Annotated in this window: 22 protein-coding genes; 13 read left to right on the top strand and 9 right to left on the bottom strand. The window is 40.3% G+C overall.

Annotated features, from left to right (window positions below):
• The first annotated feature begins 33 nt into the window (after positions 1–33).
• Positions 34–1,347, top strand: coding sequence for an MFS transporter (locus HC246_RS19715; RefSeq protein WP_169365132.1), 1,314 nt, complete (start codon positions 34–36; stop codon positions 1,345–1,347).
• A 77-nt stretch (positions 1,348–1,424) separates the two neighbouring features.
• Here HC246_RS19715 and HC246_RS19710 read toward each other — a convergent pair whose 3' ends face one another.
• The 5 genes from HC246_RS19710 to HC246_RS19690 all read right to left on the bottom strand — a co-directional run bounded on the left by HC246_RS19710 (position 1,425) and on the right by HC246_RS19690 (position 5,493).
• Positions 1,425–2,327: a GGDEF domain-containing protein gene (locus tag HC246_RS19710; protein ID WP_169365131.1), complete on the bottom strand. Its 903-nt coding sequence runs from the start codon at positions 2,325–2,327 to the stop codon at positions 1,425–1,427.
• A gap of 263 nt (positions 2,328–2,590) precedes the next feature.
• Positions 2,591–2,863: a hypothetical protein gene (locus tag HC246_RS19705; RefSeq protein ID WP_169365130.1), complete on the bottom strand. Its 273-nt coding sequence runs from the start codon at positions 2,861–2,863 to the stop codon at positions 2,591–2,593.
• A 524-nt stretch (positions 2,864–3,387) separates the two neighbouring features.
• A complete protein-coding gene (locus HC246_RS19700; RefSeq protein ID WP_169365129.1) occupies positions 3,388–3,852 on the bottom strand; it encodes a hypothetical protein in 465 nt (154 codons plus the stop codon).
• A gap of 87 nt (positions 3,853–3,939) precedes the next feature.
• Entirely contained in the window at positions 3,940–4,422 is a 483-nt protein-coding gene (locus HC246_RS19695) for a DUF1269 domain-containing protein (RefSeq protein ID WP_169365128.1), read from the bottom strand.
• A 342-nt stretch (positions 4,423–4,764) separates the two neighbouring features.
• Positions 4,765–5,493: a hypothetical protein gene (locus tag HC246_RS19690; protein ID WP_169365127.1), complete on the bottom strand. Its 729-nt coding sequence runs from the start codon at positions 5,491–5,493 to the stop codon at positions 4,765–4,767.
• 539 nt (positions 5,494–6,032) lie between these two features.
• Here HC246_RS19690 and HC246_RS19685 point away from each other — a divergent pair.
• The 5 genes from HC246_RS19685 to HC246_RS19665 all read left to right on the top strand — a co-directional run bounded on the left by HC246_RS19685 (position 6,033) and on the right by HC246_RS19665 (position 11,845).
• Positions 6,033–6,587 carry a hypothetical protein gene (locus HC246_RS19685; RefSeq protein ID WP_263972536.1) on the top strand — a complete coding sequence of 185 codons (555 nt, stop codon included), beginning with the start codon at positions 6,033–6,035 and terminating at the stop codon, positions 6,585–6,587.
• A 91-nt stretch (positions 6,588–6,678) separates the two neighbouring features.
• On the top strand, positions 6,679–7,716 hold the full coding sequence (locus HC246_RS19680) for a hemerythrin domain-containing protein (protein ID WP_169365126.1): 1,038 nt from the start codon (positions 6,679–6,681) through the stop codon (positions 7,714–7,716).
• Positions 7,717–7,803: 87 nt separating this feature from the next.
• Positions 7,804–8,421: a hypothetical protein gene (locus HC246_RS19675; protein WP_169365125.1), complete on the top strand. Its 618-nt coding sequence runs from the start codon at positions 7,804–7,806 to the stop codon at positions 8,419–8,421.
• Between the two features lie 434 nt (positions 8,422–8,855).
• On the top strand, positions 8,856–11,171 hold the full coding sequence (locus HC246_RS19670; RefSeq protein ID WP_169365124.1) for an NACHT domain-containing protein: 2,316 nt from the start codon (positions 8,856–8,858) through the stop codon (positions 11,169–11,171).
• Between the two features lie 194 nt (positions 11,172–11,365).
• Positions 11,366–11,845: a hypothetical protein gene (locus HC246_RS19665; RefSeq protein ID WP_169364649.1), complete on the top strand. Its 480-nt coding sequence runs from the start codon at positions 11,366–11,368 to the stop codon at positions 11,843–11,845.
• Positions 11,846–11,874: 29 nt separating this feature from the next.
• Here HC246_RS19665 and HC246_RS19660 read toward each other — a convergent pair whose 3' ends face one another.
• The 4 genes from HC246_RS19660 to HC246_RS19645 all read right to left on the bottom strand — a co-directional run bounded on the left by HC246_RS19660 (position 11,875) and on the right by HC246_RS19645 (position 15,054).
• Positions 11,875–12,900 (bottom strand): J domain-containing protein, encoded by a 1,026-nt coding sequence (locus tag HC246_RS19660; RefSeq protein WP_169365123.1) that lies wholly within the window; start codon positions 12,898–12,900, stop codon positions 11,875–11,877.
• 234 nt (positions 12,901–13,134) lie between these two features.
• Positions 13,135–14,691, bottom strand: a complete 1,557-nt coding sequence (locus tag HC246_RS26505) for a tyrosine-type recombinase/integrase (protein WP_169365122.1) — start codon at positions 14,689–14,691, stop codon at positions 13,135–13,137.
• A gap of 13 nt (positions 14,692–14,704) precedes the next feature.
• Positions 14,705–14,890: a hypothetical protein gene (locus tag HC246_RS19650; RefSeq protein WP_169365121.1), complete on the bottom strand. Its 186-nt coding sequence runs from the start codon at positions 14,888–14,890 to the stop codon at positions 14,705–14,707.
• Between the two features lie 11 nt (positions 14,891–14,901).
• The gene (locus HC246_RS19645; RefSeq protein WP_169365120.1) at positions 14,902–15,054 is read right to left on the bottom strand and encodes a hypothetical protein; all 153 of its coding nucleotides are present in this window, start codon (positions 15,052–15,054) and stop codon (positions 14,902–14,904) included.
• 107 nt (positions 15,055–15,161) lie between these two features.
• On the opposite strand from HC246_RS19645, the gene HC246_RS19640 reads away from it, so the two are divergent.
• The 7 genes from HC246_RS19640 to HC246_RS19610 all read left to right on the top strand — a co-directional run bounded on the left by HC246_RS19640 (position 15,162) and on the right by HC246_RS19610 (position 19,887).
• A complete protein-coding gene (locus HC246_RS19640) occupies positions 15,162–15,839 on the top strand; it encodes a cytochrome b/b6 domain-containing protein (protein WP_169365119.1) in 678 nt (225 codons plus the stop codon).
• 84 nt (positions 15,840–15,923) lie between these two features.
• Positions 15,924–16,478, top strand: coding sequence for a hypothetical protein (locus HC246_RS19635; protein WP_169365118.1), 555 nt, complete (start codon positions 15,924–15,926; stop codon positions 16,476–16,478).
• A gap of 168 nt (positions 16,479–16,646) precedes the next feature.
• Positions 16,647–17,609: a ParA family protein gene (locus HC246_RS19630; protein ID WP_169365117.1), complete on the top strand. Its 963-nt coding sequence runs from the start codon at positions 16,647–16,649 to the stop codon at positions 17,607–17,609.
• A gap of 112 nt (positions 17,610–17,721) precedes the next feature.
• On the top strand, positions 17,722–18,069 hold the full coding sequence (locus tag HC246_RS19625) for a hypothetical protein (protein WP_169365116.1): 348 nt from the start codon (positions 17,722–17,724) through the stop codon (positions 18,067–18,069).
• Between the two features lie 88 nt (positions 18,070–18,157).
• The gene (locus tag HC246_RS19620; RefSeq protein ID WP_404822284.1) at positions 18,158–18,292 is read left to right on the top strand and encodes a molecular chaperone DnaJ; all 135 of its coding nucleotides are present in this window, start codon (positions 18,158–18,160) and stop codon (positions 18,290–18,292) included.
• A gap of 57 nt (positions 18,293–18,349) precedes the next feature.
• Entirely contained in the window at positions 18,350–19,003 is a 654-nt protein-coding gene (locus HC246_RS19615; protein ID WP_169365114.1) for a class I SAM-dependent methyltransferase, read from the top strand.
• A 125-nt stretch (positions 19,004–19,128) separates the two neighbouring features.
• Positions 19,129–19,887 carry a FecR family protein gene (locus tag HC246_RS19610; RefSeq protein ID WP_169365113.1) on the top strand — a complete coding sequence of 253 codons (759 nt, stop codon included), beginning with the start codon at positions 19,129–19,131 and terminating at the stop codon, positions 19,885–19,887.
• Positions 19,888–20,085 lie beyond the last annotated feature (198 nt).

Genomic DNA, 20,085 nt, shown 5'->3' with positions numbered 1-20,085 from the left:
TATAAAACATCTTAAGAAATATCTAGGCTCATTTTGATCATTGAAACCTATGCTGAAGAAGAAAGAGAACTGAAAGTATCTGTTCGTACTAGCCTCCGTGCATCAAGTATTGATGGCAGTTTATCAACGGTTTTTAGCAATATCACAGGGGGCGTTCTACTTAGTAGCTTTTTGATTGATTTAGGTGCGAGTCCCTTTGAGATTGGGATGTTAGCTTCTCTACCCATGTTAGCAAATCTCTTGCAACCTTTAGGAGCTTTATTATCCAATCGTTCTCATAGCCGCCATGACTATGGAATCTGGACATTTTTGCCAGCGAGACTAATTTGGCTCGTTCTCCTTGTTGGCATTATTTTAAGAGGTGCAAATACTGACTTCTCTAGAGAGCTAGTCTATTTGACTTTGGTTTTGGTCATTACTTCCAATATCTTAGCGGCATTGGGCAGTGCTTCTTGGATGAGTTGGCTCGCCGCATTAGTTCCCGCAAAATTACGGGGACGGTACTATAGTGTGCGTAGCATCGTTAGCAATGTTACGGGTTTACTCTGTTTACCGATCGCTAGTTTTATCATCGCTAATTGGCAAGGCGGAAGTATTGCTGGATATGGACTGGTGCTGAGTATGGGCATCTTGGCAGGGGTGGCGAGTTTGACCTGTCAACATTTGATGATCGATGTTAATCCTCAGAGATATCAAACTAAATATCAAGCTGAACCAGAAAAAGAACATTATCAAATAAATCTATTTAATAATCTCATCGCTCCGTTTCAAGATCGTAACCTCATCTTTTTTCTAATCTATGTTGCCCTCTGGGGATTTGCCGTTAATCTCAGTACTCCCTTTTTTAATCTCTATATGCTAGAGAATCTCGGTGTCGATATCACTTGGGTAACGCTATTAAGTAGCCTATCGAGTGGCGCAAATATGCTGATGCTATTGGTGTGGGGAAGATTAAGCGATCGCTATGGCAATCGTCCTTTATTGATATTGGTGGGTATGGCGATCGCCATTACGCCTTTATTCTGGTTGCTGACTGGGATATCGCAAGTGCAAGAACAATTGTGGCTATATCTGATCATCTTTCATCTCTTTTTAGGCGGGACTTGGGCGGCGATCGATCTAGGCAGTAATAATATTCAGATTGGTATTGCACCTATAGAACATCACGCAACTTTTTTTGCGATCGTCTCTGCGATCGCAGGCGTTAGTAGTGCCTTGGGTACAACCTTGGGTGGAACTTTAGCCCAATATGCCCATTATGAAGGAATTTTGGGAGTATTTTTTCTTTCTGCAATTTTTCGTTTAGTGGCAGTTATTCCTCTACTATTTGTCCATGAGAATTGTTAAAATCCAGATAACTTTTCAAAAAGATTGCGAAGCAATCTTTTTGAAAAGTTATAGGCAACGTAAAGCGCTACCCACCATTAAACATCTAAGATATCTTCACTAAACAGCATCACTCGCTGGTGTGTTCCTTTAGATCTATACATAGCTCGATCAACCTGTTTAAAGAGGATTTCAGCCGTTTCTCCATCCCTAGGGCATAGAGCAATTCCAATCGTGGCGCTTATAGAAACCATAGTTCCGTTAAAGTCACATTTCTGAGAAATCTCCTCAACCATCTTGTTGGCAAGACTAATCACGTCAGCTTCATGCTTGATGTTCAGCATGACACAGATGAACTCATCTCCTCCCCAACGACTGACCATATCCTCGCCACGTACAGAAGCTTGTAAACGTTCTGCGACACGAATCAAAACTTTATCGCCAATATCGTGACCATAGGAATCATTAATATTCTTAAATTTATCTAGGTCAATAAACAGGATCGCCAGTTTCCAACCATATCTTCTAGCTTGAGTTAATCCATGATCAAGACGTTGCTCTAGTAGTAAACGGTTGGGAAGTCCCGTTAATGAGTCATGCAGTGCAATATATAGTGCATCTTTCTCTTTGACTTGGGATTTTGATAAATCAGCACGTATGTCAGATAGTTCGCTCTTAGTCTGTTTTAGTTCTAATTCAATATTAATTCTTTCGGCAACCTGCTTAGCAAGTTCAGCGTTAACCTGATGTAAATCCCCTACAGCCTGAGTTACTTTTTGCTCAGCCTCTTCATTTTGAGCGATCACTTCTTCCATGGTCGAGTATGGAGGAATGACCTCTTCTTGTTTGAGGACAGCATTTACCGAACTTATTTGTTCGGCGGCTTCCTTAACTTTTGCTTTAATTTCCTCACTTTGCTCAAGCACAAGTTTAAGAGAAATGTCTTCATTGCTTCCTGACTTGTTCAAAGCACCTGCATTTGCCATGATTTTAGTGTACATATTCTTCTCAATGCTTATAGCGCGTTTTATTTTGTCGTAGACAAAATAAAACCTCTAAACCTTTAGCCTGATCGATTTGTTTGATTTACAAATAAGTATGCGCCCATTTGTAAAACGCTATTAGGATGTGCTATGGAGATTGAAAAATCTTTACTACACAGTATTCACAATATCAACATAAAATTCTATTGCTTGAAATCACGTTGAAGCGATGTATAAGATATATAGTTTGTATAAGAATCTAATAAATCTTTACAGTGAAATTACTGGACTTTTGACAAAATCAGCATAATTATTACAACAAAGCCTAGTGTGCGCCGAAAATAATTAACACCTTGGAATAATTCTTCCCAAGCCCAAGTAAATATGGCTCCAAAGGATAGAACTTCTAACCCAATATTAATTTTACCCGTCGTAAAAATTAGCTGTAATATACTAGCAACCAGCCAAGTGATGAGAGGTAAGTTCGGCATTTGTGCTAGAACAATTTTGCCTTCGCTATCCCGAAATATTTGATCAAAAATCTCATTTGCCATTGATTCATGCTGTAGTAGACTTTATTCAAAATATCCTAAAGTAGCTGGGGCTGTGGCTCACGCTGCGCGTGAGCCACAGCCCCAGCTACTTATAACCCTATACTACTTTGTAAGTATTTTATAAAAATCAATCTTATTTTCTTATTTGCTTGTTTTATTAGCAGTTATATTTTGGGTAGTAAATCCGACATCACAAATTAAGTCAATCACTCCAAACTGCTGTAAGACTAGAGCCACGAAAGAACTAATAATTATACCAATTCCAAATTCTAAGATAGGATTAGTTTTGTCCATATATGTCTAGAAATATATTTTCTTTATCACTACCATGACAGTAGACTGTTTGATTTCTTAATTGATTTGATTAACTTGATTTAATAAATAATAAAGTTTTACAAAAAAGCACTTAAGCTGTGTGTTTCCATCGAAGGTGGAAATACATGGCTTAAGTGCTTACAGCACATAGAAATTTTTGAAAGCGCGGCGAAGCCGCGCTTTCAAAAATTTCTCTTTTAGTGCAATGTCTAAATACAACCGTCAACTGATACGGTATAGGTATTACCGATCGCATTGAGTCCGCCGATAAATACATTCACCTGAAAAGGATCACGACGCGATCGCGGTACACCAACGAGTCGTAGTGGTTGACCGACCTTAACCGCCACATTGTCTTTTTTGTAGGCTCCGCCAGAGCTATTGTCACTATATTTGAGATTGAGTTCTATATCATAGTTGGCATTGTTTTCAGGAACAATCGTTGCCACATAGCGATTGTAAGAGCGATCGCTAGGAACTGCGAAGTCTGTATTCCAGTTGTTATTAGTCACTAAAGTACTAAAGGGAGAAACAGTCTTTTTGACACTAATTCCATCAGCACCAACGACATTAAGTGGTTCACAGGTTTCTGCATGGGTTGGGGATGCAAAATTTAAACTAAGACATAAACCGACAATTCCTAAAAAGCCTAGTCGAATTGGATTAAATAACATATACAACTCCTTGATTAACAAAAACTATGAAGCCTTATTTCAACTAATTCTTTAGTTTCTCAAGGGGAGAAATAAATCTGCACTTCACTATTTGGTTAAAGCAATTTGGAGCTTTGCCTCATCTTCATTTGATAGAGAAGTTTTGAGTACTTTGCCTTCAAACTTACTCAGATCTGTGAGTACTTTATCAGCAGTAGCTCTTCTGACTAATACAAAGATAGCAGATGTACTAGGGGCAATGGTGTTACCGAGGTCGCGGATGAAATTATCGTCAATGCCAATATCTGTTAATGCTCCAGAAACTGCCCCTGCTAGCACGCCAACTGTCCAACCAAGGAGCGGATTAAAAAAGATAAATCCAAATAGCAGACCCCAGAATCCTCCACTTAATGCGCCATCAATAGCTAGTTCTTGAGTCTGCTTAATGCGAATTTTTCCTTCTTTATTACGAATTACGATCGCAGCATCTTCTAAATCTACTAGATGCTCTTTTTGTAATTCTCTAAGCTCTTGTAAAGCTTTATCGGCTGTAAATTCATCTTTAAAACCAACAACAATTAAATTGCTCATTTATTTCTCTTGATTAGACTTGATTACTGATGTTACGTAGAAGTCTTCTAAAGCCCTCACCCCTAGCCCCTCTCCCGCAGGAGAGGGGAACAAGAAAATAATTTAGGTTTTGCTCCCCTTCTCCTGCGGGAGAAGGGGTTGGGGGATGAGGGGCGATCCTAGTTCTACGTAACATCAGTTGATTAGAATTTCTGATTTAGAAGTGTGTACTAAAACCTGTGGCTTCGACTCCGCTCAGCCAACGTTAGCTGAGCGGAGTCGAAGCTAGATAACTTTGGTGGGACATTTTTTATCCGCAAGAGCCTTAGCTACTTAATGCATCGCATTATCACTTCTCTAAAGCTAAAAGTTATAGCCAATGCCAACGACAATGCCTAAATCTGTGTTGCGTAAGAATGCTAGATTTGCGGCGACATTAATCGTGAACATGGAAGACAGTGGAATATCAATACCTGCGGTAATTAATGGTCCATAGCTACTATTTGAACCCGCATCAATCGCAAGTCCTCCACCTATATAGGGAGAGAATTTGAAATCACCAAAGGGCTGTTGCGGCTCAAAATCGTAAGTTACAGGGATCAGGATACTTACAAAGTCTCCCAATAGATACACGCTAGGGCGAACTGATATAGTTTCCGTCAAGCCTAGCTTGCTCAAAATTACGAGACTGCGATCGCCTAAATTGCCACTACCAGTAAGACCAAAGTTTAAGCCGACACCAAGATAGCTGGGACCCGAACGGGTAGAGCGAAAGATGCGATTACCATTACTGTCCGTAGGAGGGAGGACTTGAGCGATCGCATTCGGAGAGCTGTTGAGGCTGACTGCGTTACCTTGGGGAATTGCAGTTAATGCTGCTACTGTTGAGACTTTTCCCTCTGGTAACTGAACGCTTTCAACTATTACTAAGCTTTTTACAGGATTTGCTGATTTAGTAACTTCCTTGTTGACTGTCGTGATGCAGCTATTGCGCCATCCGCAACTAGAAGGGGTGACAGTTTCTGCTGATACTTCAGCAATAGCACTACTCATCAATAATAGAGTGATGCCAGCTAGAAGATTAAATTTCATGATTTTGTTCCTTGTAGAGAATCTTTAAAAATCTCTTAATTACTAATTTGACATAGCGATGTTTAACATAGTGAATAAGTTGATTGATTAAAAATAAAATTTAAAGCAAAAAGACTAAATCACATTAATGATACTTAAATTAATTACTTAATAATTTAGCGTTTAGTAAAAGAGAAAATTTTCCATAATATAGCTTTGCCATGTCATGAAAAAAATTTGCTCATTTGTTTTTTGTGAGTTGCTAATTTACCCAATTGATGCTTTCGTTTTACTTACTCATCATTTTGTCAATCCTAGAACAACTTTATTTAGTAGTAATTTAGTTTTGCAGTTTGTTGCTGGAGATAATGTATAGGTAAGAGATTATATTTGAGTGAATTGTATAAGATGTTTTAAAACGGTTTAAATCGTTACATAGAATAAAAACAATTAGAACAAAGATCAAAAAAAGCAACTTAGTATAAAAGGAGAAAATAAAAGCTGTGTAACCTTCCAAAGCCTTATACAACTATTCCATCACAACTAATAAGGAGAATATGATGAGCTTAGAGAATCAAATTAACTCAACTAATCAAGATATTAGTAATGACATAAATAAGAGCAATGATATAGATATGGCTGATCAAACTAATCCTAACCGTGATCCAATTTCTGGCGAATTGGGAGCGCATCCTGTAGGAGCAGGAGTGGGAGCCGCAGGTGCGGGAACAGTTGCTACTGTGGCAGGTGGCTTAGTTGGTGGCCCAGTTGGAGCAGTGGTAGGAGCAGTCGTTGGCGCGGTGGTGGGAGGTTTGACTGGTAAAGATGTTGCTGAGCAAATTAATCCTACGGTTGAAGAAAATCATTGGCGACAGACCTATAGTTCTCGTCCTTATTTTGAGAAGGGAACCACCTATGCAGATTATCAAACTGCCTATAGAACTGGCTATGAAGGATTCGATCGCTATGGGCATGATGGTCGAGACTACAGCGATATTGAGTCGAGTTTGCAAAGTGACTATGAGTCAGATCAGACAGGCAGTCTCTCTTGGGTAAAAGCGAAGCACGCTGTCAAAGATGCTTGGGATAGAGCTGCTGTTGCTTATCGACGCTAATCGTTTGTGGAAGAGCATCCCGAAGGGATGCTCTTCCACAAACCGCTATTTCGGGACTTGTAAATATAATTTGAAAGGATATAAACCTACTATGTCAGTAAGCTTGGAAGATAACAAACGGACAGCGATCGCAGTCAAACTGGCAGATATGAAAGCCATGCAGAATCTGCTTATTAGTAATGATCAAGCATTAATTACGGCTTGTCCCGATCGCGATATTTCTAACCGTTTAGAAAGCTTATTACAAGATGATCAAAAAAACTTAGAGATTATTGATACAGCGATTGTGCAATATGGCATCAAAGCCGAACCAAGGCTCAATGTTGTTAATATGATCAAACTAGCTAAAGAAGCAATGGTCAGTTCTAACCTGAGCTTGTTTGAGAAGGTTGCTGGACATGAACTGATCAATCATAGTCAAGCGTTGGCAGGGCTATTGATCCATAAGGCGGCGCAAATAGTCGGTGCAGATATTGCGATCGCGATCTCGCCTTTAAATACAGTCAACTATGACAATCGCTCTCACCAAGAGCAACTCAAAGGGATCATGGAGATGTTGAGTACGGTAGAACTGACAGGGCAAGAAGCAGATCAGAGTCTATGGGCAAAGGTTCAAGATGCGATCGCGATCGTCAGTGGCATGACTGGAGGAATAGTTAATCGTGAAGATGAGATGACTATTCGTGATCTGATTCGTATTGATCAGGTAAAGGTAACTGCACTGTTTAAGCAACTGCAAAACAGCAATAATCCTCGAAAGTTGGAGGAATACTTTGGTCAATTGTATAAGGATTTGACGGCTCATGCTGCGGCTGTGGAGGAGGTCTTGTATCCTTTGGTGCGTCATTATCATGATGAGATGCAGAATCTCTATGATGAGCAAGCCAAGATGAAGCTATTGCTCAATCAGATTAAAGACTTAAATCCTCAACATGTCGATGATTTTAAAACGGCTTTAGGAAGTTTGATGACCTCTGTGCAGGAGCATGTCATTCCTGAGGAAAACGCCATGTTTTCGAGGATTCAGGACAATCTTAGTGATGAGCAAGAGAAACGCTTAGCCACTGAGTTTAAGGTTGTAAAAAGTAAGATTCAAGACCAACGATTGGCTTGTATCAAGACTTACTAAATTGGCGCTACCGCCAAACTCAAGGAATTTACTCAGAGGTTTACCAAGCAAGCTTTTGAGTGAGTTCTAATTAATTAGGAAACTGACATGAAAAATCCATTAATTCTATTAATAGTCATGGCTATGATCTCTGTGTTTTGTACTGATCGTGAAGCGATCGCTCAAGCTAGCGATGTTCCGAATCCTGACAAAAATGGAGACTTTAATACCGCATTTCAACAAGGGAATCGTGGCTTTTATGCTATTGACAAGTGGTTAGTTGTCCAACCGATAGAAACTGGATCAGATGGTTATGGGTTAACTTGTCGATATTCACCGAATGAGCAAATAAGATCGCGAATTCTGAGAGGAGCGATTGTGACTGCTGTTTTTAAGAAAGGTTCTCTAAATGAGAATAAACTTGATTTACCTAATCGAGCTAATGATGCGATTGTATTAGATAGTAATAACTTACCTTGGTTAAAGATTAGGGGAATGCGCGATGAGTTAGCAGAGCCATCTCAGCCTGTGCTTTTAGATCAATTAGGAGAGTGTTATGTAAGAGCAAACTTAAAGTATATTGCACCGATAAATCCTGATTCTTTCACGTCCCATGAAAAATATTATGATTTCAAGAGTCTATCCTTCATTCCCCAGTTTTGGCAATGGCTGACACTAAACTATCGAGATCAAATGAATAGCTATAAGGACTTCGCCGTAAAATAAGGAACAGATTTTTGATGGTGCGTCTTTACTACGCCATCAAAAATCTACAGCGCTTTGCGCTCAAAGCCAAACCAAGATATTTTCTAAAAAGCTTGCGAAGCAAGCTTTTTAGAAAATATCTTGGGGTTCGTTTGATCGAAAATTGCTGTAATTGCAGAACCCATAGATGAATAGAAGTTCCCAGTAACTTTTCTTCCATTCATCTATGGTCAATATTAAAAGATAAATGGAAGAAAATATTCTGTACTTATTCTCCTTAGATTCATCACAAAGTATAAATAAATTGTTATGGAAAAGAAATATTTGTGAGGGTGCTGTTATGTTTTGATTGACTTAATTGCAAATATTGATATTAAAAGTCCGAAGCTTTCACTCTTTATTTTGACAATTGAAATATTCATAAATATACAAAATATACATGAGCTTTTTTCCCTATGGCAAAGCGATCACTACGAGCATCACCAATTGGAGTGAAAAAGGCTAAGCAGCAATTTGCTCTCAAGGGTTGGACACAGGAATATCTAGCTAATGAAGTTGGAATTAAGACGAGACAACCAATTTGGCGTTTTTTTGCTGGACAGGCGATCGAACGTTATACATTCTTTGAACTTTGTACAAGATTAGATTTGGATTGGCGAGAGATTGCCCTTGATCCTCCGCTTGAATACATTGCTCTCAATATTGATGGAACTACTGATTTCACCGAACTTGGAATAGATGCTCTTGTTCAAATAGTGCGATCGCAACGACGTGAGAAAATCAATCACCAATGTGGCATCTTGCAATTATTGGATGTTAATCGCCCTATTAAAATTGAGCAGATTTACATTGATGTCAACATCCTAGAACAGATTGCTAGTCAGCAATGGCTAGAAATCTCCGCAATCAATAGTCTCGCCCCCGAAGATATTGATCGCTATGGCTTGGGCAAAATCGTCGAAAGTCAAATCCCAGGGATGCAGGCCGTCGCCAAGTATAACAAGCTCAGAGTATTGGGAAAACCGGGTTCTGGCAAATCAACTTTTCTCAAACATCTCGCCATTGAATGTAACCGTGAGCAATTTGTTGAGAGTCAAATTCCTATCTTTATTAAACTTCGAGACTTTGCGGAAAGTCGTAAAGAGCAAAATCAAATTGATTTCTTAGGATTCATCCATCAGGAGTTTCTCACTTCAGATGTTTCCCAACTGTCAGTGATTAAGAAATTGCTACAAGCAGGGAGAATTTTGCTTTTAATTGATGGAATGGATGAAGTTTCCCATGAAGAAGAGAGTGCGATCCTCAATGAAATTCGGCGATTCTCTGATAAATACCACAAGAATCAATTTGTCGCCACCTGTCGCACAGCATCCCAAAAGCTAGCTCTGCAAGGTTTTACAGATGTGGAAATTGCCCCCTTTACCCAAAAGCAAATTATTGATTTTTCGCAAAAATGGTTTATTGCCTTTAGCCAAGAGCCTAATGATGGAATCGCCAGTTCGCTACAATTTATGGACAAGTTGGAACTGCCTGAAAATTGGCGCTTTCGACGGATGATTACCACACCCTTATTTCTGCATCTCGCCTGTTCCATATTTCATCGTCAAGGTAAATTCCCTATTAAGCAAGCTGAGTTTTATAAACAAGGAATGGACTTACTCCTCGGTAAATGGGATGAAGCAGAGGGCATTGAACGCGATCAAATTTATCGCGGATTTTTGTTACCGCAAAAACTCAAGCTATTGAGCCAAATTGCCTCGGCAACCTTTGAGCAGGGTCAGTACTTCTTTGAACAGGGAGCCGTTGAACAATATATCGGTGACTATCTAGAAAGTCTTCCTGATGCTAGTAATGATCCTGAAGAAATCCAACAGGCAAGTGAAGGCGTATTGAGAGCGATCGAGTCCCAACATGGGCTATTAGCAGAGAGGGCAAGAGGGATCTTCTCCTTCTCCTATCTCGCCTTACAAGAATATTTCACTGCTCGGAAGATCGTCGCTAATCACAATCTCCAATCCTTAGGACAGTCTCTACAGGGATTGGTAGACCATATTACCGATCCCCATTGGCGAGAGATCTTTTTGCTAACGGCGAGTATGCTTCGTAGTGCTGATGGCTTGGTGGAGTTAATGAAACAACAAATTGATGCTCTTGTTTCTGAAGATCCGCATCTACAAGATTTTTTAGCTTGGGCTAGCCAAAAGTCAAAATCTAATCCATTAGAAACCAAATCTGCGACGGGGCGAGCCTTTTATTTAGCTTTAATCCGTGCGCCCAAACTTGCCCCCGACCTAGCGCTAGCCTGCACCTTAGATCAGGGTGAATTTTTAGATGCGGCTCTCGATGACCTATTACGCGAATCTGTCCTCAAAAAGAGCAAAGACTTTGCCTATGTCCATGCCTGTGGTGACGCGCTGAGCAATATTTTAGGAATTGTCGTTGATATTGGATTTCATAAATCACTACAGCAACTCAGTGATCAACTACCTAATGACAATCATACGAAGGCAAGTTTTGAAGACTGGTGTAAGAACAATTATGCAACTTGGGTAAAAAAGCTACAGGAGGCGATCGCTACCCATCGCAATATCGGCAATAAGTGGGAATTTAGCGTTCCTCAAGAACAAGCTTTGCAATACTATTACGACGCTAATCAACTACTACTTGATTGTCTCAATAGCAATTGTGAAGTTACCACCAGTATTCGCGAAGAAATAGAAGCAACTTTATTGTTGCCCCAACAAGAACTTGAAAAGCGCGAATGGGAATAAATATCATCAAAAAGCGCGCAGGATGCCCGCCAAGGAACTAGTGGCGGCGCGAAGCACCGCCACTAGTTCCTTGGGTTTGAGCGCAAAGCGCTGTATTAAACTTTGCAACAAGATCAATCAAGTTACTGATCTCATTTATCAAGTCAATCATGATTCTGACAAGGTAGGTACAGAAACCTTTTAGGAGAGCCTAAATGACTAGATCAACCGAGCAGACATCTGTACATTCTGACGAAATTAACAAGTCCCACGGTCACACCGTCGATAGTGAAGGTTTACTCAATAACTATGCGATCGAGCCAGAAATGTATACAGAGTATGGTACTTCCCTATCTGAACTGACCAATAGAGTATCTGTCGTTGATATTTTTGATTCAGAGGCGGCAGCAAAAACAGCCGTATTAGAAATAGAGCAGAAAGGTTTACTCGTCTCGCATATTTCCATTGTGGCAAAAAACTATAAAGATTCTCAAAGCACTATGAATTGGGAAAATATCAATAATGAGGGTGGCTTGGCAGCAGTTTTAACAAGATTGGGAATTAGTGATCATGCGATCGCTAGATTTATCGAAGCGATCGACAATGGCAAGTTTTTGATCATCGAAGTTGGTAGCGATCGCGAAGCTAGCCAAGTCCAACATGTTCTAGAAAAAGCTGGGCATTCTCTCCAATAAGAATAAGCGTGGCTTCGCCACGCTTATTCTTATTGGAATTGTGATAGGAACTCTAACATTAACTCTTCCTCCGACATTTGCTGTTGTCTCAGAAATTCGGGACCTCTCAAAAACTCTTTAATCGTGATGCGGCGATCGCGAAAATCGACAACAAATTGATGCATTTGCTCGATAATTTCAATCTGAGACTCAACTTCCAGTAACGCCTCGCCAATTGGATCGCCACCACGCTTGCTAATTTTCTTAAAAACCGCAGTCATCTCACCTTGCTGCGTTTTTTTCGTGAGTTTAAGTTGGCGCTTTAAAGTTTCCAGTTGCTCCTTGAGATAAGTATTTTCCGCCTCCACCTTGGCACAGTGTCGCGTTAGATCATCGGAGCTATCGCGATCGATAATTGCCCCTAACTCTTGCTGCTTTTCAATCGCCAATAGCCTCGCCAAATCACCATTTTGATAAGCGAGATTAATTTCCTTCATAATCTCTGTACGATATTCCTTTTCTGCTGCATCAGTCACCTTGTCAGGATGAAAGCTATCAGCTAGCCGCAAAAAAAGCTGACGAATTTTTTTAAGATCATCACGATCTGGCTTAGGTATATCTTCTACAAATTGCTGATGAGCGCGTTCCCTATAACCATCCCAATTAGGCTCATCTTCAGAATCATCATCATGTTCAAATATCTCTTCAAACATATCTGATACTGTCGGCAAATGTTTAGGACTGATGATTCCATCGATTTGGAGATTATAGTAGACCGTCTCAATATCCCTACGGGACTTCTTGCCTAATTTTCGACCAGAGAATATTTCTTGAAAAACAGCATGAATTTGTGTATCTAGTTCCAATATCTTTTGTCGAAAAGGAGCCACACGCTGAGCAATCTGAATCCCAACTTCTTTGATACTATCGTTGAGATTATTTAACTTAGTGCGGTTAGACTCAATCTGTTTGATGAGCTTACTATTTTCCTTCTCCAAAAAGTTGAGGCGAACACGCAGATCTGAAAGCCCAAGCTCGTTGTTAGTATCTGTAGCAATTTTAGATTTTCGAGCCATAGAGTTGAATAGGGAACTGCATTAATATTCTATAGTTGTTTTAAATAATTTGCAGAGGGGCTTCGACTCCGCTTAGCCATTGGTGTAAGCTAGCTGAGCGAAGTCGAAGCTGTAGTTCTAATTTGAATTATCTATAATCTGCAAATTCTAATGCAATTGCTAATATCTAGCAAAAGCTGTGGGCGCACGTTGCGCGTGCGCCCACAGCTTTTTGGGTTTTGCTGAAGATGCCTCCTAAATCAGATCACCTAATAAACTCGATACTTCTCCTTGCATATTAGTACGGTTATCGTCGTAGAGCATGAGGGTATCTAGCTTTTTATGACGCGAGAGTTTTTGAACTTTGCGGACATTGCCATTAGTGGCATCAAGGGCAGCCGTGATCGCAGAGTGACGAATACGGTGGGGAGACATTTTTTTGGTAATGCCTGAGTCTCGCGCCAATTGATCGACAATTTGGTAAATTGCTGTGCCAGTCAGTCTATGTCCATGATTAACAGGATCGAGCGAGTGAAATAATGGGCGATCGCTATTTTTTGTCTTAAGTTGAGATAACCAGTCTTGAATTGCATTAGCAGTTCCCATATTAAGACTAATGAGACTCTTTTGAGAGCCACGTCCCTTGCCTAAAATTTGCAGCGATCGCACCTCATAGTCAAAATCACCGATATTCGCGCTAACCACTTCATTACGACGCAGGGCATTATCCCACAGTAGTCTCAAAATTGCGAAATCACGTTTTCCCTTGAGGGTAGTTCGATCTATTTTTAAAAGCATCGTGCGAATACCATCGGGCTTAATCCCAGTCGTATCGCGATAGGTTTGGACTGTCTCAGTTTGGACATCATCGAGATTCCAATTGCATTTGCCTAGTTTGGCGGCGAAATTTACCAGCGATTTAAGAGCCGATAGACGACGGTTAATTGTCGATTCTTTTAAGCCTTGAGTAATCAGATCTGACTTGTAACGTAGCGCGATCGCGATCGCCTCAAAACGATTTAACTGCAAAAATTGGGCAATCACTGTCTCCGTTGGCTTTTGTCCATAGGCAGCCAGAAAAAAGTAACGTAAATCCTTCTCATAGGCACGTCTAGTATTGAGACTCCGTTTGTCTGCGAGGAGAGAAGTGAGAATGTCTGGATTAAATCCCGTCAAAGCATAGGGAATTCCACTAGAAACAGCGCTCATTTGAGTCTCATCAGTATCTAAATAAGTCCTATTTTGATTCTCAGGTTCTAATTTAGATACAGCAATTAGTCTTGATTGAGTCTCATTAGTCCCAGTTGCAGTCTTATTGAGTGTCTCAAACTCTTGATTTAAGGCATGATTTAAGGCATATTTATCTTGGCTAAATCGCAACTGTTCAGGAGCGATCGCATCGGTAATCCCCGCATTAGTCGCCGCCCGTTTGACAATCCCATAGATTGCTGTTCCCGTCAGCCTATGCCCATATTTCGCCCGATCTAGGGATATAAATAGCGGCATTGGAATATCCTCATCCTCGCTAGGAAGATGCGTTAAATTTAGCCAGTCCTGTAATGCGGTGGCTGTGTCCAAACTGAGACTAATAATTTCCTTTTGGTTTGATTGCCCTTGCCGCTTATAGCATTTATCAACCTGTAGCGATCGCCCCTCACAATCGACATCATTAATATTAATCGCGGCAACCTGCTGGCGCTTTAGAGAATTCTCGATGAGTAATCGCAAAATTGCATAATCACGCTGACCTGCCAATGTATCGCGATCGCAAGCCTTAAGAAGTCGCTCTGATAAGTCGCTTGGTAAGGTCATTTGTCATTACACATCATGATTTACTGCTAAAAACTTTGTAGGCGATCGCACCTAAAATCACTAAACCAAAGAAGGGCAACCAGTTATAGCGAATCCAATAAAGCAAATTATTAAAAAAGTAACTAGCTTCACGGGATACCCATGCTGCGATGACCAAAGCCCCAACAAACATCACAAAATACATCACTATCTTTGTCATTGTCTTCCTTCCTAGAGAATTCTCTTTAAAAATGAGTCCATTCCAAATGCCATACAGATCAGTGTGATTACTCCATATTGCTCACCACTACCAAAGCTCAACCATTTTAGAGATTGAGCGATGGATGCGCCACTGCCAGCAGGACTTTCAGTAAAACGCATCATAATATTAAATACAAGATGGGTAAGACTAATGGCTAAAACCTTGCTTATTAGGTTTTTATTCATCCCTGTTTTATCTGTAATTCACCCACAATCATAACAAAAACCCTATGTCGCGTACTGTCCCGTACCAGCCTGTCCTTTTACGATTGCTACATAGTGCGATCGCTCTATTAGTATTTGGCTCATTGATTACAGGCTTTATGGTTTATGACCGATATGACAAAAGATTTGGGACGCTTAATTTACCAATTATCCGTGATACTCAAGGCATTCATGGCACGATCGCCTTAGCATTTTTATGTCTTTTACCACTCTTTGCCATTTACTGCTTTCATATAGGCGATCGTCGTCTGATTCAAAAGGAATCATTCAAACAACTGCAAGAAGTGGGAAAACCGATTTGGTGGATCTCATTACAGCGATTTGCCAATAGTCTGCTCCTAGTGTCTGCAACCTTTGCCGTTATTACAGGAAGGATGATGCAGGAGGAGTGGCTACCCACTGGAGAATTTAATCACGTTTGGTATATCGGGCATCTAATAGGATGGCTATTGATGTTTGTTAGTGTCGCGATCCATCTATTAATGAGTGCCAAGGTTGGAGGCTTGCCCCTATTGCTCTCAATTTATAACTGGAAGATTCGTCCTGAGGATATGCCCAAATTTTGGCTACGCGGCTTTAAGCTCAAGCCTTCCACCACATTTCTATTCTTTTTTGAAGCCGTAGTAATTGGTGGCATCGCGATCGCTTTTATCTTGCCGTTAATATTTACATCACCTCAATAGATTGCATATTGACCAATCCTCTAAAATGACCTTAGCGCCATCAACCCTATTGTGGATTGGTATTACTAGCTACTGTGCAGAAATATGATCAAAAAAGACTTAACTTTACGCAGCGATCATGGTTGGAAATCCGAGGAAGGATACAAGATTTTTATTGCCGATCGCGGTGCGGTACGGTTTGATTTTCCCAAAGATTGGATAGTGAAATTTAAAGAAAAGTCGGTTAGCTTTCACGACCTCGAACCACCAGATGATACTGGCGCATTAGAAATGTCCTTTAATCGCCTTCCTCCTAATGATTGGAGTACATTTCCTCTCAAAAAGACTCTGCATCAAATTTTGGAGGATGATGATCGCAAAATTACCCATAAAAGCAAAGTTACTAGTGCTAATCGCGATGGCATGAGACTGGTTTGGGCAGATATTCAATATATTGATGCTACTGAAAAAAGGCCTGCCACATCACGTATTTTGGTGGGTATTGGTGGTAATGTCCAAGTCCTGTTTACCTTTGACTATTGGATAGAAGGCGAAGAACAGATGCGTGAAGTCTGGGAAGCCATGTTGCGATCGCTACGTCTGGGACTGTTTATACCCGACCCAACTAGAGGTCATATTGTAAATCCCAACCTTAATTAACAGAAAGTGGTAGCCTTGGCTACCACTTTCTGTATTTGTAATCGAATGGTGTATTGTTAACTCACTCAAAGTGATTTAGGATAAACGGCGCAAAGTGTCTGAAAATGTCTGATTTGGCAGATCAGCTTTCGGTGGGTATTTAAACTGGGTATAACTGGGTATAAAAATATGGCTCAAGTAATCGCGACAGTCAATATGAAGGGTGGTGTAGGTAAAACCACCTTAACCGTCAATATTGCCACCTGTTTGGCGAAAATCCATCGCAAAAAGGTTTTAGTCGTCGATTTAGATACCCAAATCAGTGCCACTCTGAGCATGATTTCCCCAGCTGAGTTTGCTAAATGTCGTAAAGAAAACCGAACCCTAAGACATTTAGTTAGCCAAGCGATCACCCGTTACGGAGTCCAAGTTAACGACCCCGAAGAAAAAATTTACCAAGTTAAAGATCTGGTCATTCCCCATGTTTGCAAGGTTCAAGGCTTAGATCTCCTAGTGGGAGATATAGACCTATATGATGAGTTTCTGGTTTCAGAGATGCTCTACAACCGATCGCTTTTATACGAAGAAAAGCAAACCTTCCAACAGACATGGAGCAAATTTGAGCAAGGCTTAATCAGAGCTATTCTTGCACCTGCAATTAAAAACTACGATTTCATCATTCTGGATTGTGCCCCTGGCTATAATTTGATTACGCGCAGTAGTATAGTCGCTAGTGACTATTACCTGATGCCAGCTAGACCTGAACCTCTCTCTGTAGTGGGTATTCAGCTATTAGAAAGACGTATTGAGAAGTTGAGAGAAGTCTATCGTGATGATAAGTCGGTGAATATTCAACTATTAGGAATCGTCTTCAGTCTGTCTGCGGGCTTTACTCTGAGCCGCTACTACAATAAGGTCATGGATCGGGTAAGTGCCGATTTTAGTAGTGCTAAAATTTTTAAAACGAAAATTCCCAATGATGTAAATATCGCCAAAGCTGTAGACGATTTTATCCCTGTATCACTATCTAATCCAAATTCAGGCGGCGCAAAAGCCTTTGCAGAAGTAACAGTAGAGCTTTTGAAAAAGTTGGAAGTTTCTCTAGGTATGAAAGAGCAAACCTCAAGGCTGAGTTTAGTTGATTTAGAATAAATTCTGTGGTGATCTAGATAAAGCAGACACCATCAAATCATTTATCCACGCAGTGCCAGAAGAGTATGACCAGATGAGATAAGTACAGTACTTCTACATTCAGTATTGGGCAATGTATAAATTAGCTATATTTCTGAACCGTAATAGCTATAGCTTTCTCGCATTAGTCTTAGCAATTGTTGATATAGCAATCGCGATTACCACCGTAAAGATTCAAGGTAAAGTAGAAGACTCCGTTATCGTTACTCTGTGGGCATTTCGTGGTGCGATCGCTACGATAGTATTTTTTTTAGCATTGCTGGGAAATAGAAAACATCAGAATAAAGCGATTACTATCATCGCTTTAACACTAACTGTATTAGCCCTTACCTTAGAAATCATTCTAGGAGTTGCAATTCTTTGGCAATTGATTTGGGAAGTCTTAAAATGGTTGAGCCATTTAATAATTCGCCCTTGGTAAATAAGTTAATAAGTACACCTTTTTGGAACAAGAATTTAAAAATATGCCAGAAAAATTAATAGGCGATCGCCTTACATCTCTACAACAAATAGCCAAACCTTGTCATCACTGTGAAGGTAAAGGCTATATCGAACTGCGCGATTGTTCTGGAGAAATTCAACGAGAAGAAAACTGTTCATTTTGCAGTGGCACAGGAAAAATAGAACTAGAGGATAAGAAATAAAGAAGATTCTATATAATTTGCTATACCTCACTTGAAATATCACGACTAGGAGCAATAATGTCCGATTTGATTAGCAGCCACTATGATGACCAATATTTTGACTGGCAAGCTCCGATTGGTGAGTTTGGAGGATGGGCAAATCAAACCAAATTTATTAAATACATATCAGAGCATAGTGAAGTCTTAGACTTTGGCTGCGGTGGGGGATTTCTCTTGAGAAATATCCAATGTGCTAAAAAAGTGGGAGTTGAGGTAAATCCAGCAGCCGCAGCCGCAGCTAAGAAAAATGGGCTGGAGATGTTTCGCAGTGTCGATGAAATCCCAGATGAGTATGTTGATGTCATCATTTCTGACAATGCTTTAGAACATACTCTACAACCACTTCAAGAACTCAAGTCACTATATAAAAAACTAAAGACTGGCGGCAAAATCATTTTTGTTGTTCCCTGTGAATCAATTTCCTACAGCTATAAGCCCAATGATATTAATCATCATCTTTTTAGCTGGAGTCCCATGTGCATTGGCAATCTTTTCACTGAGGCGGGATTTTCAGTAATTGAGTCCAAACCTTACATTCACAAATGGCCTCCGAAGTACCAACTAATCGCCAAAATTGGTGGAAGACCTCTATTTGAAATAGCCTGTCGCATTTTCGGGAGAATTGAACGGACTTGGTATCAAGTAAGAGTCATTGCCGAAAAGCATCCGTAAAGATTGTAGCGAGGCAAAGCCTCGCCACAATCTATTCATAAGAATTACGCATAAAGTACACTTGCTTGCTCATGGTAGATATGCAACCATCAGTCTACTGTTTCACCTTTCCTTGAGATGTAGTAATGAAAAGTTATCTATTCATAGCTGCTGCTGCGATCGCTTTATTTGGATGTGAGTCTCAACCTAGTCCAACTCCTAGCTCTCCTGTACCTAGCTCTACAAGTAATGCTCCTACAAATCAAGCGATCGCGAAGGTGTCATTGATCGAAGATAAGCCAGTGTTTGTCGCATCTCAACAAAATCCGCAGTCCAAAGAAATTGATGCTCAATTAGGAATGGATTTATATGTAGCTGATACAGTTCGTACTGAGGCAAATGGCAAAACGCAGGTTGAGTTTAATAATGGTGTGGGCTTTCGGATTGGTGGTGATTCCATTTTACAAATCCAACCTCAAAATCGATTGCACCTAAAGTCTGGCAAGATGATTACTTGGATTAAACCTGGTTTAAAAGTTCCCACAGAAATTTCTACGCCTTATGCAACCGCAGCTATCCGTGGCACAACAGCTTTTGTGGAAATTCCTAAGGATATCAATCAAGGTGTCAGGTTTTTCTCTTGGGAAGGAACGGTATCGGTGAAGTTACCTAATCAGTCAAAGGAAATTGTGTTGTTGACTGGTGAGGAAATTTTGGTCAAACCAAATGATACTAAGCCTCCAGTTGTCCGCCGTTTAAGCTTGAAAGAGTGGAAAGATCATGCGGCTCAAAAGAGTTCCTTACTACGCAGCTTTAAAATGCCTCTACCCACTCAACCAATCATCGATAAATTAATCCCCGGACAAGCTAGCTTGGAAACTGCTTCTCAAAAAAAGAAAAGCTAAAAGCCAAGAGCCAGCAAATTTTATGAAAATCATCACAAGAACAACCTTAACCAATTGGTTAAGGTTGTTCTTGCTTTGTGCTCGCTTGTGTAAGTCCCATCAAAATACGTACATAACACATAAGCTTATGAAATTATTTAGCTTATGTAAATAACCAACGATTCCCCAAATCAAGCTCTAGGCAAAGGTTTTAGTTTA

Origin of the sequence: Pseudanabaena yagii GIHE-NHR1 (assembly GCF_012863495.1) — a bacterium.
GTDB lineage: Bacteria > Cyanobacteriota > Cyanobacteriia > Pseudanabaenales > Pseudanabaenaceae > Pseudanabaena > Pseudanabaena yagii.
The sequence above is the reverse complement of the archived record's forward strand: the minus strand, read 5'-3'. Positions and strand labels throughout refer to the sequence as shown.

Coding starts and splice junctions, on each gene's coding strand:
- HC246_RS19710 (WP_169365131.1), bottom strand. CDS start 2,327: ATGTACACTAAAATCATGGCAAATGCAGGTGCTTTGAACAAGTCAGGA.
- HC246_RS19705 (WP_169365130.1), bottom strand. CDS start 2,863: ATGGCAAATGAGATTTTTGATCAAATATTTCGGGATAGCGAAGGCAAA.
- HC246_RS19700 (WP_169365129.1), bottom strand. CDS start 3,852: ATGTTATTTAATCCAATTCGACTAGGCTTTTTAGGAATTGTCGGTTTA.
- HC246_RS19695 (WP_169365128.1), bottom strand. CDS start 4,422: ATGAGCAATTTAATTGTTGTTGGTTTTAAAGATGAATTTACAGCCGAT.
- HC246_RS19690 (WP_169365127.1), bottom strand. CDS start 5,493: ATGAAATTTAATCTTCTAGCTGGCATCACTCTATTATTGATGAGTAGT.
- HC246_RS19685 (WP_263972536.1), top strand. CDS start 6,033: ATGAGCTTAGAGAATCAAATTAACTCAACTAATCAAGATATTAGTAAT.
- HC246_RS19680 (WP_169365126.1), top strand. CDS start 6,679: ATGTCAGTAAGCTTGGAAGATAACAAACGGACAGCGATCGCAGTCAAA.
- HC246_RS19675 (WP_169365125.1), top strand. CDS start 7,804: ATGAAAAATCCATTAATTCTATTAATAGTCATGGCTATGATCTCTGTG.
- HC246_RS19670 (WP_169365124.1), top strand. CDS start 8,856: ATGGCAAAGCGATCACTACGAGCATCACCAATTGGAGTGAAAAAGGCT.
- HC246_RS19665 (WP_169364649.1), top strand. CDS start 11,366: ATGACTAGATCAACCGAGCAGACATCTGTACATTCTGACGAAATTAAC.
- HC246_RS19660 (WP_169365123.1), bottom strand. CDS start 12,900: ATGGCTCGAAAATCTAAAATTGCTACAGATACTAACAACGAGCTTGGG.
- HC246_RS26505 (WP_169365122.1), bottom strand. CDS start 14,691: ATGACCTTACCAAGCGACTTATCAGAGCGACTTCTTAAGGCTTGCGAT.
- HC246_RS19650 (WP_169365121.1), bottom strand. CDS start 14,890: ATGACAAAGATAGTGATGTATTTTGTGATGTTTGTTGGGGCTTTGGTC.
- HC246_RS19645 (WP_169365120.1), bottom strand. CDS start 15,054: ATGATGCGTTTTACTGAAAGTCCTGCTGGCAGTGGCGCATCCATCGCT.
- HC246_RS19640 (WP_169365119.1), top strand. CDS start 15,162: ATGTCGCGTACTGTCCCGTACCAGCCTGTCCTTTTACGATTGCTACAT.
- HC246_RS19635 (WP_169365118.1), top strand. CDS start 15,924: ATGATCAAAAAAGACTTAACTTTACGCAGCGATCATGGTTGGAAATCC.
- HC246_RS19630 (WP_169365117.1), top strand. CDS start 16,647: ATGGCTCAAGTAATCGCGACAGTCAATATGAAGGGTGGTGTAGGTAAA.
- HC246_RS19625 (WP_169365116.1), top strand. CDS start 17,722: ATGTATAAATTAGCTATATTTCTGAACCGTAATAGCTATAGCTTTCTC.
- HC246_RS19615 (WP_169365114.1), top strand. CDS start 18,350: ATGTCCGATTTGATTAGCAGCCACTATGATGACCAATATTTTGACTGG.
- HC246_RS19610 (WP_169365113.1), top strand. CDS start 19,129: ATGAAAAGTTATCTATTCATAGCTGCTGCTGCGATCGCTTTATTTGGA.